The organism is Streptococcus saliviloxodontae, from assembly GCF_016908655.1.
Taxonomy (GTDB): domain Bacteria; phylum Bacillota; class Bacilli; order Lactobacillales; family Streptococcaceae; genus Streptococcus; species Streptococcus saliviloxodontae.
Genome location: NZ_JAFBEI010000014.1, coordinates 1 through 17,072, shown reverse-complemented (window position 1 = coordinate 17,072; position 17,072 = coordinate 1). Strand labels below are relative to the sequence as shown.

Genomic DNA, 17,072 nt, shown 5'->3' with positions numbered 1-17,072 from the left:
GAAGAGGTTAAGACCAAGGTCTAACCTCTTTTGTGATAGTGTGATGCAGTGGACGGTTAGGTCAGCGGGTACCTCTGACTTGCAAGCGCTGAGACTTTTTATCAACTTTTCGAAGCCTACCTTTGAATAGACTGCTTCAGGTCATCAGGGAAAGATAGGGTATTACTGATACAAGCGATATTGTCAGGTTACCGATTCTCATCTCTCATTTTTAATACTATTCTTTTAAAAAATGATACTATCTTAGGAAGTTCCAAGAAAACGCTTGCAAAATAATGGTTTTTAACTTAGGATATGTCTTATAAGGATTGTTACTGTTTAGCAGGCAAAACCTAAATGAATACAAGATATGGATGTGAATGCAGTCTCACAGGCCTATTTGGTATTTGTTTAGGTTTTTCTTATTGTACAAAAGCATTAGGAGGGTTTAACATGTCAAAAAAAGATTACACTGAACTTGCTAAAGATATCATCGCTCATGTTGGTGGTAAAGAAAATATCGTAGGTTTGAAACACTGTGTGACGCGTCTTCGTTTTAATTTAAAAGATGAGACTAAAGCAGACGATGATTACCTTAAGGCGCGTGATGGTGTTGTGACCGTTGTTAAAGCAGGAGGTCAGTACCAAGTTGTTATTGGTAATCATGTTCCAGATGTTTATGCAGATGTGCAGAAAGTTGCAGGTATTACTGGAGATGGTAGCCTCGATATTGATGAAGGGGATGCACCAAAAGGTAATTTATTTGATCAATTTATCGCTCTGGTATCAGGTCTTTTTCAACCCATGCTAGGAGCTCTTTCTGCTACAGGTATGATAAAAGGTGTAGTAGCTTTGATGGTAGCTTTTGGAGTTCCAAAAACAGACGGTGCTTATGTCGTTTTAAATGCAGTTGGAGACGGCTTTTTCCAGTTCTTACCAATAATTCTTGCCTACAATGCTGCCAATCGTTTTAAAATGAACAAATTTACAGCAATGGCATTGTCATTTGCTCTTGTTTATCCCAATATTGCAGCAAGTTTCACAGCTGATAAGCCACTCTACACCTTGTTTGCAGGGTCTATTATTGAGTCACCAGTTTATGCAACATTCTTAGGGTTACCTATTATCTTTCCAAGTTCAAGCTATCTTCAAACAGTTCTACCAATTATATTGGCTGTCTATGCTGGATCAAAAATAGAAGCCTTCTTTAGCAAGATTATTCCAGATGTGGTGAAAGTATTTATCGTTCCTTTCTTTACTTTGATTATTGCGGCACCGTTGGCATTTATCGTCATTGGTCCTCTAATGACTTGGGCATCTGATCTTGTAGGAGCTGGTTTCCAAGCGGTTTACGACTTTAATCCAATTATTTACGGCTTCGTTCTAGGAGCAGCTTGGCAAGTTCTTGTTATGTTTGGTTTGCACTGGGGTCTTGTTCCGATTGCTATTCTTGATATGGCAACTCACGGACAATCCACTTTCTTGGTTGCTACGGTATCTATTTGTTTTGCCCAAGCTGGATCACTCCTTAACATTATGATACGTACAAAAGAATCTAAGGTGAAACAACTTGCAGTGCCAGCGTTTATATCAGCTTTATTTGGGGTTACAGAACCAGCTATATACGGTATTACACTTCCAATGCGTACGCCTTTTATTGTAACTTGTATTGTAGGAGCTATCTTCGGGGCTTATCAAAGTTTCTTTGATGTAACAGGCTATGTTATGGGTGGTATGGGACTTTTCGCTTTTCCTTCTTATATCGCACCCAACGGTAACATTACAAGCATGATTCACTATGGTGTAGCAGTTGTGGGTTCGCTTATTCTAGGCTTTGTGTTGACACAATTTGTGAAAATTCCTAAACTTTACGATAAATAAATAGCAAAAGATAATATACTCGATGGTGAAGTGTATTATCTTTTCTGTCTTTATGTGAGTCTTTTAATAATTGAGAAAATGTGAGGTTTTAATGATGAAAAGGTCTTTGTCTCAATCATTGGTTATTACTTTTCTAGGGGGAGTGGGTTTATTAACTGCGACGAGCTATCCTGTTGCTGCGCAAGAATCTGTTTCTATTTCTGATACTGCTATTGTCATTCAAGGTTATGAGTTTGGTCCAGCAGTTCCTAAAATCGTTCTTACCCTGGATCATGCAGTATCATCTGTTTCGAAGGAAGGTCTGAAAGTAGAGACCGCAGGTGTTAATCGTCAAGTTCAAAAGGTTTATCTATCTGATAAGGATGGAGATAAGATTGATAAGTCTAGTAGGTATATTACGATTCAGATGCCTGTGACTTTCAATACTGATACAAATGCTGCTGAAGCAACGCCATTTTCCTATAACATGGAAACCTATCAGAATAACTGGGTTACAAGCTATCCTGTCTCCGTTTATAACCTACAGGTGACATCAAATAAGAAAACAGTAGCACTTAGTAGTACTAGGGATGCAATCTCGAACCGTCGCTCTAAGCAGCTAGAGGTATTTAATGACAGTTCTAGTTATTCAGGGACCTACACTAATCCCTTAACTCAGGATGATGAGGAGTTAAGGCTAAATTATGCTGCTTACGAACCTAAAAAGCTGGTATCAGGTGCTAAAAATCCATTAATCATTTGGCTCCATGGCCAAGGAGAAGGTGGTACTGATACAGATATTACCTTACTGGGCAATGAAGTAACAGCTCTGACAAGTCAGTCTATCCAATCTCACTTTAAATCTGGAAAACAAAGTGGCGCTTATGTGTTGGCTGTGCAAGCTCCCACCTATTGGATGGATGAAGGTGATGGAACTAATGGAGCTGGTGCGGGTAAGTCACGTTACACTGAAATTTTGATGGATACTATCAAAGATTATGTTGCTAAGCATCCTGACGTTGATAGTAATCGTATCTATCTGACAGGGGGGTCTAATGGAGGTTACATGACGTTGAATCTGGCTATCCAAAATCCAGGTTATTTTGCTGCATTGGTTCCTCAAGCTGCAGCCTACTCTTACTATCAGTACGAACGTAATGCTGATGGTACTTACGTGACTGTTCCAAGTGACACCAGCTTGTCGGGAGCAGCCTTTGTTCCCACTGATCAGGTTAATTTTGACCAAGAGCAGATTGCAGCACTTAAGGATACTCCAATCTGGTTTATTCATGCTTCTAATGACAGTGTCGTTGATCCAAGTAAGTACGCTCTACCAGTTTATAAGGCATTGGTTGATAGTGGAGCTAGCAATAAATGGATGTCTTACTATGAGTCAGTAGAAGGGAGTGATATGAAAGGTGTATCATATATGGGACACTGGTCGTGGCTTTACTTTTTTAATGATCGCGTTTCAGGAGTTCAAAATACAGATACAGTGAAAACCAGTAGTGGTCTAGCAGGATTTAGCCCAGATAATAAAAATCAAGGAGGTCGTTCACAAGTAGTTGTCGGAGATACTAATTATCATAATATTTTTGATTGGATGAATGCCCAAGAAAAAAAGGAGTAGCAAGATGAAGATGAAAAGATTAGTAGTATTAGGTGTGATAGGACTGACTTGTCTTAGCTTGGTGGCTTGTACTAGTCAGAATATGAAGCAGGACAAGAATAATTTTAATAGGTCTTTGGTACAGACTGTAACCGGGGGGAAGATTAAGGGGCATGAGGATGAAGATCATAATGTTTTGGAATGGTTAGGTCTTCCTTATGCTAAAGCAGAGAGATGGGAGGCTCCAACTAGAGTAGATAAGTGGAGCGAAACTCTAGATGCTACAAAGGCAGGTGAAAGTGATATCCAGTTTTCAAGTGGCAAGGTTTCAGGAATTGAGAACGCTCTTAATTTAGATATTAGCCGACCTAATAGTTCTGACAAGAATTTACCTGTCATTGTTTATATCCATGGAGGTAATAATCAGACAGGTACAGCTCAGGAAATACAGGGAAATGATTTTGTTAATGATATCAATGCGGTGTATGTATCTGTCAATTATCGTCTGGGTGTTTTCGGGTTCAACCCTCTTCAAGCATTGAAGACAGGAACAGCAGAAAAAAATTCAGGAAATTATGCTTTACTTGATATCTTAGCAGCCTTGGACTGGGTACAAGGTAATATTGAGACATTTGGTGGGAATAAGGATAATGTAACCTTAGCAGGGTTTTCAGCAGGAGGTCGCGATGTTATGGCAACTCTGATTTCACCTATGTTTAAAGGAAAGTATAATAAGGCGATCTCTTTTAGTGGAGGTATGACATTAGCTGATATGTCAGATAGCCAGACTATTTTTGCTAAAGCAATTGCACCATTAGTTGTTAATGATGGCGTCAAGTCTAGCGAGGAGGAAGCACAAAAATGGCTCTTAACGAGTGGTTCTGATGTAGCAGATTACTTAGCCGGCTTATCAGCAGAGCGATTAGCGCAGTTGATGGATAATGCCGCTATTCGAATGAGCGTTTTTCCACATTTGTATAAGGACGGAACGGTTATTCCTAAGGAAGGTTTTTCTACAAGTAGCTTTAATGATGTTCCCCTTCTTCTATTTACTGGGACTAATGAATTTTCTCTTTTTGCTGCCTACGATAATTATTTTGCACGAGATTTTACTAGTGGGAGGATTTTTCATGATTCAGAAAAAATGGCTGCTTTTGATTACGTCAAAAACTATGGAGGGCAATTATACCGATTATCAAATGGAGTGGAGAGTGCTAAAAAACTATCAGGTAACTATAAATCACCTATTTATATAGGAGAAATTTCTTACGGTGACGATAGTCAAGTGACTCCGGATTTAGCCAGAACTTTTGGAGCTTTTCATGGTATTTTTGAACCTATGTTACAGAGTCCATCCAATTATGCCAGTATTATTGGTAATAGTTTTGATAATAAAGGTGCGCAAGCTATGTCTAAGGATTTTAAACTTTATTTGAAGCAATTCTTAGATACTGGTGATCCTAATAAAGCAAATTTAACAAGGTGGTCTTCATGGTCAGATAATAATCAAGTACTGACTATAACAGCTAATCAGAATAAGAAGAAAATTATGTCTAGTCAGGATAATGTAACCGCTGAAGAGGTTCTTACTCAAATGAATGCTGACACGACTTTATCAGATTCCTTAAAATATCAAATGAATACTCAAGTTTTGAATGGACGTTGGTTTAGTTCTGTTGTTGACTCTCAGTTTAAGTAATATAAAAGTCATCACCAAATACACTCATTATCGTTTATTTTCTTTCAATAAGCGTTGTTTTTTAGAAATTACTTGCTAATTTATTAAAAAGGTTTTACAATTTAGGTGTAAAATTTATAAAAATAATATTAGGAGGACTGAAAAATGAAACTTTCTACTCATTTTAAACTACACAAGGTTAAAAAGCATTGGGTAACGATTATGGGAACAGCTATCGTACTTTCAGCAGTTGGTTCGGTGACGACAACTGTAACTGCTGATGACGTTTCTCAAACGCCAACAAGTACGGAAATAGTTTCTAATCAAGCTAATAGCACTTCTGAAACGATTCAGCCAACTACGGAGACTCCTAGTAGCGCAGAAAATATAGTGACAGAGCCTATGGATAGTAGCTCAGATATCAGTACCTCTGAAACAACGTCTAATGATGTTATTTCACAAGAGACTAGTGATGTTTTAACAAGTGACGTATCGGAATCTCCTGAGCCAAAAACAAGTGATGCGACTATTTCTGATGCTTCTAAAGGAGTAGTCGAGAAAGAACCAGTCACTAACCCATCTCCGACAAATCAGACTCCAGTTGAAGCTGAAACAACTAACAAAGAAGAAGTAGCAATTCCGTCTCAAGGTTTTTATGAAAAAGATAATAATTGGTATTACAAAAATACTAGTGGGGTGATAGCTAAAGGATATAGTACTATTGATGGCTTGCATTATTATTTTGATGAAAATGGTCGTCAACTTAAAGGGTTTGGTTATGATACTAATGGAAAATATATTGTAACAGATCATGATACAGGTGTTCTTCTAGAAGGAGAAGCAGCTAAAACAGCTCAGTATCGTGATCAGGTAAGTCGAGAATTTACCAAAGGAAAAGCTGATATTACCTATTATGATGAGAATGGTAAAACAGTCAGCAATCGTTTTGTACTTGATAAGTACTATCCAACAAATATAGATAGAAGCGCTCATCAGACAGGATGGCTCTACATTGGAGCAGATGGTAAGGCAGTCACAGGAGACCAGCTCATTGATGGGGTGCTTTACCATTTTGATAAAAAATACGGCGGTCAATACAAAGATACTGTCTACCATCAGCAAGAAGAAGGCTTAGACGGTAGCTTAGCTGGCTATTATTATTTGGATGAAAATGGTCGGCCAGTTAAAAATGCCTTTATCCAAGTAGCTACTGACAGCTATCAAGGTTATTACTATGCTGATCAAGATGGGCACTTAGCTGAAGGTTGGAAAACGATTGGTGGTAAGACGTATTACTTTGCTAAGTTAGATGATACGACTTACTATAATGATCATCGCGCTAGATTTGGGCAAATTAAAGGTCAACTATTGCTTATTGATGGTGCCAACTATTACTTTGATCCGAACACCGGTGAGATGTTAACAAACCAAACAGTAACTGTTGATGGTAAGGAGTACACTCTAGGACAAGACGGTAAAGTTCAGGAAAACTATGGATTTATTACCAAGGAAGACGGTCAAACTTATTATCAGTTGGAAAATGGTGATTACGCTAAGGGATTGACTGTTATTGACCATAAGAACTATTACTTTGATAAAGAAACTGGACAAATGGTTAGAAATAAAATTGTCGTAGATGAAGACCAGTATCTTTACGGTGCTAAGGGAAGCCGTTATTACAAATCATACTATTTTGGTAAAGATGGCTACGGTGTTCAAGGTTTACAGACTATAGACGGTAAGCTCTATTACTTTGGTACAGGTGGTCAATCTGTTTCTAGTAACTATCCACATGCTATTGCTGTGGAGGATGATTATTATTTTGTCGAAAATGATCAAGTTGTGACTAATCAACTTGTTAGTTACAATATTTTGTCGTTTGGCTACAGTCCTTATTATGGAAATAAGGTTGGTTATTATGGAGCTGATGGTAAGTTGCAACAGGGATGGTACGAAGAAGATGGCCAAACTTACTATACTATTGAGCCCGAAAATAGCATTTCCCAAAACTTTAAACCATCCTATACGCGTGCCAATGGATTGATTACTATTGATCATAATATTTATTATTTTGACAAGACTACAGGTCAGCTCAAAACTAATGGTTGGTATCAAGTAGATTCAAGTAGAGACGAATGGCGTTATATGGATGAAAATGGTAAAGTATTGACAGGATGGCAAGTACTCAATGGCAAAACCTACTATTATGGTACTGGCCAAACTGATAACGGTAACACATATATTAGCGAGGGTGTTCAAGTCAAAGGAAAATTACTTACCATTGATGGTTATCAATATTACTTTGATCCTAATTCTGGTGAGCTTTGGACCAACCGAACACTGAACTACGGTGGTTACACTTACCAACTTGATGACAAAGGTAGAGCCGTTCAACTTTAATAGGCTCTTACATCATGGTATTTTAATCTAAGAAAAGTAACGGCGGCGAGCTCTACCACATATGATATAAGAAAGGCACTCCTGTGAACATTTGATTCACAGGAGTGCCTTTCTTATATTTATGAGTGTCCTGCTGTAGGACTTGTGTTTCTTACATTTCGTTTGGTGCTTCAACTCCGAGTAGGCGGAGCGCTTCTTTAAGAACAGTTGCTGTAGCGTAGCTGAGTGCTAGTCGGCTGTCGCGTTCAGGATTTTCATCCAAGATACGTGTGTGTGCATAGTATTTGTTGAAGCTTTGAGCCAAGCTAATCGCAAATTTAGCGATGATAGATGGTTCAAAGTTATCGGCAGCACGCTTGATAATACGTGGGAAGTCTTGGATAAGTTTGATGATTTCCCAGCTTTCAGCATCATTAAGACTATAAGTTACTGAAGCGTCTGCTGTGAAATCAGCTTTGCGGAGGATAGATTGGATACGCGCGTGAGCGTATTGGACATAAGGTCCAGTTTCACCTTCGAAGGAAACCATAGCTTCCAGGTCAAAGTCATAGCCATTCATACGGTCTGTTTTAAGGTCGTAGAATTTGATGGCACCAACACCGACTGCATGAGCAACTTGATCTTTGTTGGCAAGGTTAGGGTTCTTGCTTTCAATTTGAGCTTTGGCACGGCTGACTGCCTCTGCGATTGTTGGCTCCAACAAGATGACATTTCCCTTACGAGTAGAGAGTTTTTTACCACCTTTTGTGACCAATCCAAATGGCACATGCGTCATATCATCTGACCAGTCGAAATCCATCTCTTTCAAGACAGCTTTTAGCTGTTTGAAGTGAGCTGCTTGTTCGTTTCCGACCACATAGATTGATTTGGCAAAGTCGTAAGTACGTTTACGGTAAAGGGCGGCAGCCAAGTCACGTGTGATGTAAAGTGTTGCACCGTCTGATTTTTTGATGAGGGCTGGATGTTCAATACCGTATTTTTCAAGGTTAACGACTTGAGCACCTTGGGATTCCTTTAAGAGACCTTTTTCAGTCAATAAGTCAACGACTTCATCCATCTTATCGTTGTAGAAGGCTTCTCCGTTGTAGCTATCGAAGGAAACATCAAGTTCATCGTAGAGACGGTTAAACTCAACCAAACTCTCATCACGGAACCATTGCCAGAGTTCAGTTGCTTCCTGGTCACCAGTTTCCAATTTACGGAACCATTCACGAGCTTCTTCATCTACTGATGGATCGTTTTCAGCCTCTGCATTGATGCGAACATAGAGTTGCAAGAGTTCATTGATAGGGTTAGCTTGAACAGCTTCTTTACTTCCCCATTTTTTGTAGGCAACAATCAGCATACCAAACTGCTTACCCCAGTCACCTAAGTGATTGATGCGAACAGGTTTGTAGCCTAATTTTTCAACGATGTTAGCGAGAGCATCTGCGATAACTGTTGAACGCAAGTGACCGATTGAGAAAGGTTTAGCGATGTTTGGTGATGACATGTCAAAAGCGACGTTACGGCCATTTCCGATATTTTGTTTGGCATAGTCAGAGCCGGTTGAGATAACTTGCTCAAGGACTTCTGCTGAGATTTTTGATTTATCAAGGAAGAAATTGATGTAGGGACCAACAGCTTCAACCTTTTCAAAGTTACTTGTATCGATTTGCTCAGCAATATCACTAGCAATCATTTGAGGTGCTTTGCGGAGCACTTTAGCAAGTGAGAAGGCCGGGAAGGCAAGGTCTCCCATATCAGAATTTTTAGGTGTTTCCAGGAGATTGAAAATCGTTTCTTGGTCTAAATCAGTAACGACTTTAGCGATTTCTCCCGCGATCAGTGTTTTTGTATCCATTTTATTCTCCTAAATGATAGTAGTCATCCTATTTTACCACATTTTTAAAGGAAAAGGGAGAGGGATGGAATCTAAAAAAGTCAGAGTTTTTGCCAATTTTATCTTTTTTTAGATTGCGTATTGATTTAAATTTAGTTGCTTTTTTCCTATTTAAATATGTATCTTTATTCGCTAATGACTCTTAAAAGAATTTAAGGGAAAAAGCATCCTATTTACCTTAATTAGCTAATAAATAATAGATTACTATTAGTAAAAAAGTACTAATAACATTAAAGAGAGAGATAAATAACTTTTAGATAAAATTTGATTTTAAGTGCTGAAAAAAGCCCCTTTTTTTGATATAATCCGTAAGGATATTTATGCAATACAAATAATAAGTGAAAAGGAGAAGGAATGAACAAAAAACAACGTCACGTTAAAATCAAAGAAATGATTAAGGGTGGACGTATTGGAACACAAGAAGAAATTAAGGAACGCTTGGAAGCTATTGGGATTTATGTGACACAAGCGACATTATCGCGTGACCTACGTGAAATTGGATTGATGAAATTAAGAGCAGACGATGGCAAGCTCTATTATAGTTTAACCGAAGGGGATAGCTCCCAGTTTTCTGAGAATGTTAGTGAATACATTATGAAGGTATCTCGTGCAGAGTTTATGTTAGTGTTGACCACACGTTTGGGAGAAGCGGATGTTTTGGCTAATGTCATCGATGGCGAGAACCGAGAAGATATTCTTGGTACGGTAGCTGGGGCAGATACCTTATTGGTTATTTGTCAAAATGCTATTGTTGCCAAAGAATTAGAGAGAGAGATACAGTCTGAAATTTAATGACTACCTATGAACAAGCTCTGAGTCAATTGAAGGAGTTACTCAGTCAACACGATACCATTCAGTCCTTCAAAGAAGCACAGGCTAAAATCGAGCAATTACCGGACTTAACAGAAAATGTGATTGCTATGAAATCTTATCAGCAGAAAGCTGTTTTGATGCAGAAACTGGATAAGCCACAGGCGTCAGAAGACAACGCTCATGCATCGCAGCAGCTAAAGGATAGTTTGGATGAACTGCCTATTGTGCAGGATTACCGTCGACAGATGCAGGATGCTAGTGATTTGCTGAGTCATATCACTAAGAGAATAGAAGATCAGATAAATAAGGAGCTATCTAATGGCAAATGAAAAAATATCTCCGGGAATGCAACAGTATTTGGATATTAAAGCAGATTATCCAGATGCTTTTTTGCTTTTTAGGATGGGAGATTTCTATGAATTATTTTATGATGATGCTGTTAAGGCTGCCCAGCTGCTAGAAATTGGACTGACTAGTCGTAATAAAAATGCTGAAAATCCAATCCCTATGGCAGGAGTCCCACACCATTCAGCACAGCAATACATCGACATTTTAGTGGATCTTGGTTATAAGGTAGCCATTGCTGAGCAGATGGAGGATCCTAAGCAAGCTGTTGGTGTTGTCAAACGTGAAGTTGTTCAAGTTATCACGCCCGGGACTGCTGTAGATTCTAGTAAACCTGATAATAGCAATAATTTTTTGGTGGCGATTGATAAGAGTCAGCATCAATATGCCTTATCTTACATGGATTTGTCTACTGGCGAATTTTATGTGACTGAGTTACAAGATTTTGCATCAGTTAGAAGTGAAATTCAAAATTTAAAATCTAAGGAAGTAGTTATTGGTTGTGAGCTTTCAGAGGAAGAAAAACACATGCTCACCAAGCAAATGAATCTACTTTTATCTGAAGAATATGATATGTTTGACGATGTTCAACTGGTTGACAATAAGTTGACAGAGCTGGAAATAAAAGTGGCAGGAAAGCTTTTGCAGTATGTCCATAGAACACAAAAGCGTGAATTAAGCCACTTGCAAGCTGTTTTACACTATGAAATCAAAGACTACTTGCAGATGACTTACGCCACTAAATCGAGTTTAGACTTACTTGAAAATGCGAGAACATCTAAGAAACATGGCAGTCTGTACTGGTTATTAGATGAGACCAAGACAGCCATGGGAATGCGTCTTTTGCGAACATGGATTGACCGTCCTTTGGTAAATCAAGAAGCTATCGAACAACGTCAAGATATTATTCAAGTTTTCTTAGATCAGTTCTTTGAGAGAACTGATCTAAGTGAGAGTCTGAAAGGGGTTTATGATATTGAGCGTTTAGCCAGTCGTGTTTCCTTTGGTAAGGCAAATCCCAAGGACCTGTTGCAGCTCGGACAGACTCTGACACAAATTCCTGTTATCAAGGCTATTTTGGAATCTTTTGATGCCAGAGAACTTGACAGTCTCGTCAATGATATTGATCCCTTGCCTGAGTTGGAAAGTCTAATTCGTTCAGCTATAGATCCAGAAGCTTCTGCGACTATCACCGAAGGGGGGATTATCAAAACTGGGTTTGATGAGCGCTTAGACCATTATCGTCAAGTTATGCGCGAAGGGACAAGTTGGATTGCAGATATAGAGGCTAAGGAGCGTCAAGCATCTGGTATCTCAACACTGAAGATAGATTATAATAAGAAAGATGGCTACTATTTCCATGTAACAAATTCCAATCTTTCCCTTGTTCCAGAGCATTTCTTTAGAAAAGCTACTCTAAAAAATTCTGAGCGTTTTGGAACTGCTGAATTGGCTAAAATCGAAGGAGATATGCTAGAAGCACGAGAGCAGTCATCTGATTTGGAGTATAGCATTTTCATGCGTATTCGCGAGCAGGTAGAACGTTATATCCAACGCTTACAGCATCTTGCTAAGACGATTGCAACTGTTGATGTCCTTCAATCTTTAGCAGTGGTTGCTGAGACCAACCATTATGTTAGACCTCGCTTTAACAATCAGCAAGTCATTGCTATTGACCAAGGACGTCATGCAGTTGTTGAGAAAGTTATGGGAATACAAGAATATATTCCAAATAGTATTCATTTTGATCATCAGACTGATATTCAGCTGATTACAGGTCCTAATATGAGTGGTAAATCAACTTACATGCGTCAACTTGCCTTGACAGCTGTAATGGCACAAATAGGCTCTTTTGTTGCGGCAGATACGGTTGATTTACCTCTATTTGATGCCATTTTTACTCGTATAGGGGCAGCAGATGACTTGATTTCTGGGCAATCAACTTTCATGGTTGAGATGATGGAGGCTAATCATGCCATACAGAGAGCTAGTGATAAGTCGTTGATTTTATTTGATGAGCTGGGACGTGGGACAGCAACTTATGACGGTATGGCCTTAGCCCAGTCCATTATTGAGTATATTCACGATAAAGTAGGTGCCAAAACGATGTTTGCCACCCACTATCATGAGTTGACAGAGCTGTCAACTTCACTACAGCACCTTGTTAATGTTCACGTGGCCATTTTGGAAAAGGATGGCGAAGTTACTTTCCTACATAAAATTTCAGAAGGTCCAGCAGATAAATCTTACGGGATTCATGTTGCTAAGATTGCAGGACTTCCTAGTCAGTTATTAAGCAGAGCAGATGCTATTTTAACTGATTTGGAAGCTCACTCAGCTAAATTAACTGGAGAGAGTGAAAAAGAAAGCACTCAGCTAGTGCCACCTATTGCTAGTGACTCTAACGTTCAAGAGCAACTGTCTCTTTTTAGTGATGAGGAAAATAATGGAGTTATTGAGAGATTACGATCAACAGATTTAATGAATTTGACACCGATGCAAGCCATGAACTTGGTCTTTGAATTAAAAAATATGTTGTGATAAGGTTGGGAGTGTTTCCCAGCCTTTTTTGCTTTTGTGTTATAATGAAAGGAAGTAAGAAGCGAGGAAAAATATGTCGAAAATTATCGAATTACCAGAGGTACTTGCCAATCAGATTGCAGCAGGTGAGGTTGTGGAAAGACCGGCCAGTGTGGTCAAAGAGTTGGTAGAAAATGCGATTGATGCTGGGGCTAGCCAGATTACGGTTCAGATTGAAGAAGGTGGGTTAAAATCCATTCAGATTATCGATAATGGCGAAGGGATGGCTAGTGCTGATGTTGCGATGAGTTTACGTCGTCATGCGACAAGCAAAATTAAAAATCAAGGGGACCTGTTTCGTATCCGAACATTGGGATTTCGAGGAGAAGCCCTCCCTTCAATCGCATCAATTAGTCGCTTGACAATAAAGACATCAACAGCTGATGAAGCACATGGTACCTTGTTGGTTGCCAAAGGGGGAATCATCGAAACTCAAGAGCCCATATCAACTCCTGTGGGAACAAAGATAAGTGTTGAGGACCTCTTTTATAATACACCTGCACGTCTGAAGTATATGAAGAGCTTGCAAGCTGAGCTAGGGCATATTGTAGACGTTATCAATCGTCAGTGTTTAGCACATCCAGAGGTTGCCTTTACATTGATTGCAGACGGTAAAGAGATGACCCAGACGCCAGGAACGGGTGATTTACGTCAGGCGATATCCGGTATTTATGGTTTAAATACTGCTAAAAAAATGATTGAGATTTCAAATAGTGATCTTGATTTTGAAATATCGGGATATGTGAGTTTACCAGAGCTAACGCGTGCTAATCGTAATTATATTACCATCTTAATCAATGGGCGCTACATTAAAAATTTCTTGATTAATCGAGCTATTCTAGATGGCTACGGGTCTAAGCTGATGGTGGGGCGTTTTCCCATTGCCGTGATTGATATTCAGATTGATCCTTATCTAGCTGATGTCAATGTCCATCCAACTAAGCAGGAAGTTCGTATCTCCAAAGAAGCTGAACTCATGAAGTTGATCAGCGCAGCTATCTTTGATAGTTTGAAGGAGCAAGAGCTTATCCCAGATGCCTTGGAAAATTTAGCGAAGTCAAGTACTCGAGGTCAGTCTAAGCCAATTCAAACCAGTCTTCCGCTGAAAACGACTAATCTTTACTATGATAGTGAGCGCAACGATTTCTTCCTGAAGGATGATAAATCATCTGATATCCAGGAACGTCAAATGACTTTCGGTATCGATGACAATATAGATAAAGAACAGAACATTGACGATTCTGTCAACTCATCGTCAAGTCTCCATTTTGCCAAGCGTCAGTCAGTAGAGGAGAATCAAGACAATCATGACTCCTTAGATTTAAAAAATAAGACTAAACTGGCCAAGCTAGTTACTCAATTGGAGAATGAGGAGACCTCAACGTTTCCAGAATTAGATTTCTTTGGGCAGATGCATGGTACTTATCTTTTTGCTCAAGGACAGGGTGGTCTTTATATCATTGACCAACACGCAGCTCAGGAGCGTGTTAAGTATGAGTATTACCGTGAAAAAATTGGTGATGTTGATGATAGTTTGCAACAGTTGCTAGTTCCCTACCTCTTTGAATTTTCTGGAGATGATTACCTCAATTTGCAGGAAAAAATGGCTTTACTAAATCAAGTCGGTATCTATCTAGAGCCTTATGGTAACCATACTTTCATCCTTAGAGAACATCCCATTTGGATGAAAGAAGAGGAGATTGAGTCAGGTGTCTATGAAATGTGTGATATGTTACTGTTAACAAATGATGTCTCAATCAAAAAGTATCGCGCAGAGTTAGCAATCATGATGAGTTGTAAACGTTCCATCAAGGCAAATCATATCTTGGATGATTATTCAGCGAGGGACTTACTGGTACAACTTTCCAAGTGTAAAAATCCCTACAATTGTCCCCACGGTCGTCCAGTTCTTGTGAACTTTACAAAAGCGGATATGGAAAAGATGTTTAGACGTATTCAAGAGAATCATACGAGTCTGCGTGAGCTTGGAAAATACTAAAAGCAAGCCTAACTGTCTCTAAAAAAATCATATGCAAGTCATGCTTTCTTTACAGTTCTGTCAATAATCCCTATACTGAAATTGTAGAAAGGAATACAAAATGAACTTTAGCCAACAAATAAAATCATTAAGAGCTAAACACAAAATCACACAGCAAGAAATGGCAGAACAGCTTGGATTATCGCGACAAGCGATTTCTAATTGGGAAAATGATAGAAATCTTCCTGATATCGAAATGCTGATTCTGATTTCTAAACATTATGATATCAGTTTGGATGAACTGATTTTGGGAGAAACAGATATGACAAATATGACAAAAAAATTGATTGACGATACTAGCAAATCTAAACGTGTAGCGATGAATTTAAGGATTCTAAGAGTAGCAGTTAGCTTACTTGGTTTAGGATTTATCTGCTTTCTAATTGGTTTGTTTGGCCAGCCGTCATGGGAAAATTTTATGGCAGATGCCTCACGTATCTCACTTCTAGGAGGAATGATTACATTCGTTGTACTAGGCGTTAAAAATATCCTAGAACTCTTCAATCGTTAATCATTTATATCCACCCTAAGGGGTGGATTTTTGGTATAATGGAAAGATATTGCGACAAAGGAAGTTAGTTATGTACGATTATATTAAGGGTCAACTGACCAAGATTACCGCTAAGTTTATCGTTGTTGAGACAGGTGGCTTAGGTTATATGATCAACGTTGCCAATCCCTACTCATTTTCAGATCAGGTCAACCAAGAAGTTCAGATTTATCTACATCAGGTCATTCGAGAGGATGCCCACCTTCTATTTGGCTTTCACAGTCAAGATGAAAAAGATGTCTTTCTCAAGTTGATTTCAGTGTCTGGCATTGGTCCCATGACAGCCTTAGCCATCGTGGCTGTAGATGATAACGAAGGGCTTGTGGCTGCCATTGATAATAGCGATATCAAGTACCTCATGAAATTTCCAAAGATTGGTAAGAAAACAGCTCAGCAGATGGTACTTGATTTGGCTGGTAAGTTTGTTGATACGCCTGTGGAGAATAGCAAAGCTACTAAGGCTAAAGCCAATACCAATGAGAATTTAGAAGAAGCTATGGAAGCTCTCTTGGCCTTGGGCTACAAGGCAGCTGAGCTTAAGAAAATCAAAGCCTTCTTTGAAGGAACTAATGAAACAGCTGAACAGTACATCAAACAGGCTTTGAAAATGCTGATGAAATAATGAATCAGTCCATCTACCGTCATTTTAAACGGTTGACAAATAAACAACGGTATGTTAGTTTATAAACAAATAATATTTTGTAATAACTTTATACCCGTGGTGCTAGTTAATTTCAAAGTATCTTAAATTATAAGCTAATACGATTTATTCAATTCTTAACTGTAATCCTGTTAAGCCTCTAGCCAGTGTTTGTTCTATCTCAAAAAGGACACAAAGTTCTGAAAATCGTGTTTCAATAGTCCGTCTCATAGCCATCAGCTTCCAGTGATTATGTTGCTTAGCGCCTGTCATATTCTGGCGTAGAGGTGTCCAAAGATGATAACCTTTCTGTTTCAAATTCTCTCTAAGCTCGCGGCTAAGATAACCCAAGTCTGCCAAAATATAAGGCTGTTGACAGTTTTCTAAAAGTTCATTGACAGCTCTCATATCATGAATAGAGGCTGGTGTAACAACATAGTTCAAAATATAACCTGATAGAGTAACTAGCATGTGAACTTTAAATCCGTAAAACTATAGATGTTTAGAGGCATTGCTTGTCGAATGACTTGAACTAACCAAATCAATTGTCTTGCTCGCCGATTAAAGGGCTCTTCGTCAACTGTAGTGGGTTGACTTATAATTAGCAGCGAGAGAGAATCAGATTGGTTCTCTCTTTTTGCATGTTTAAAGCGATGAGAATCCGTTTTTTGAAGTTTTTAAAGTTCCTAAAACCAAAA

10 protein-coding genes and 2 pseudogenes are annotated in these 17,072 nt (G+C 38.8%); 10 read left to right on the top strand and 2 right to left on the bottom strand.

The window, feature by feature from the left end:
* Positions 1-432: 432 nt before the first annotated feature.
* From JOC31_RS04170 to JOC31_RS04155, 4 genes and pseudogenes are all read left to right on the top strand, one after another.
* Positions 433-1,851: pseudogene (locus JOC31_RS04170) on the top strand (PTS transporter subunit EIIC); the annotation flags it as partial.
* Positions 1,852-1,954: 103 nt separating this feature from the next.
* A complete protein-coding gene (locus JOC31_RS04165; RefSeq protein WP_205016946.1) occupies positions 1,955-3,469 on the top strand; it encodes a prolyl oligopeptidase family serine peptidase in 1,515 nt (504 codons plus the stop codon).
* A gap of 4 nt (positions 3,470-3,473) precedes the next feature.
* The gene (locus JOC31_RS04160; RefSeq protein ID WP_205016911.1) at positions 3,474-5,147 is read left to right on the top strand and encodes a carboxylesterase family protein; all 1,674 of its coding nucleotides are present in this window, start codon (positions 3,474-3,476) and stop codon (positions 5,145-5,147) included.
* 144 nt (positions 5,148-5,291) lie between these two features.
* The gene (locus JOC31_RS04155) at positions 5,292-7,526 is read left to right on the top strand and encodes a KxYKxGKxW signal peptide domain-containing protein (protein WP_205016945.1); all 2,235 of its coding nucleotides are present in this window, start codon (positions 5,292-5,294) and stop codon (positions 7,524-7,526) included.
* A gap of 151 nt (positions 7,527-7,677) precedes the next feature.
* Here the strand turns inward: JOC31_RS04155 and argS are convergent, their stop codons facing one another.
* Positions 7,678-9,369, bottom strand: coding sequence for an arginine--tRNA ligase (gene argS / locus JOC31_RS04150; RefSeq protein WP_205016910.1), 1,692 nt, complete (start codon positions 9,367-9,369; stop codon positions 7,678-7,680).
* A 393-nt stretch (positions 9,370-9,762) separates the two neighbouring features.
* On the opposite strand from argS, the gene argR reads away from it, so the two are divergent.
* The 6 genes from argR to ruvA all read left to right on the top strand — a co-directional run bounded on the left by argR (position 9,763) and on the right by ruvA (position 16,356).
* Positions 9,763-10,200 carry an arginine repressor gene (argR, locus tag JOC31_RS04145; protein ID WP_205016909.1) on the top strand — a complete coding sequence of 146 codons (438 nt, stop codon included), beginning with the start codon at positions 9,763-9,765 and terminating at the stop codon, positions 10,198-10,200.
* The gene (locus JOC31_RS04140) at positions 10,200-10,550 is read left to right on the top strand and encodes a YlbF family regulator (RefSeq protein WP_205016908.1); all 351 of its coding nucleotides are present in this window, start codon (positions 10,200-10,202) and stop codon (positions 10,548-10,550) included. Before argR ends, JOC31_RS04140 begins: the two co-directional genes overlap by 1 nt.
* The gene (gene mutS, locus JOC31_RS04135; RefSeq protein WP_205016907.1) at positions 10,540-13,107 is read left to right on the top strand and encodes a DNA mismatch repair protein MutS; all 2,568 of its coding nucleotides are present in this window, start codon (positions 10,540-10,542) and stop codon (positions 13,105-13,107) included. The genes JOC31_RS04140 and mutS overlap by 11 nt, the downstream gene beginning before the upstream one ends.
* Positions 13,108-13,180: 73 nt before the next feature.
* The gene (mutL, locus tag JOC31_RS04130; RefSeq protein ID WP_205016906.1) at positions 13,181-15,145 is read left to right on the top strand and encodes a DNA mismatch repair endonuclease MutL; all 1,965 of its coding nucleotides are present in this window, start codon (positions 13,181-13,183) and stop codon (positions 15,143-15,145) included.
* Between the two features lie 100 nt (positions 15,146-15,245).
* Positions 15,246-15,695: a helix-turn-helix transcriptional regulator gene (locus tag JOC31_RS04125; RefSeq protein WP_205016905.1), complete on the top strand. Its 450-nt coding sequence runs from the start codon at positions 15,246-15,248 to the stop codon at positions 15,693-15,695.
* Between the two features lie 70 nt (positions 15,696-15,765).
* Positions 15,766-16,356, top strand: a complete 591-nt coding sequence (gene ruvA / locus JOC31_RS04120) for a Holliday junction branch migration protein RuvA (RefSeq protein WP_205016904.1) — start codon at positions 15,766-15,768, stop codon at positions 16,354-16,356.
* A 144-nt stretch (positions 16,357-16,500) separates the two neighbouring features.
* Here the strand turns inward: ruvA and JOC31_RS04115 are convergent.
* A pseudogene (locus JOC31_RS04115) lies at positions 16,501-16,955 on the bottom strand (IS982 family transposase); the annotation flags it as partial.
* Between the last annotated feature and the right edge of the window lie 117 nt (positions 16,956-17,072).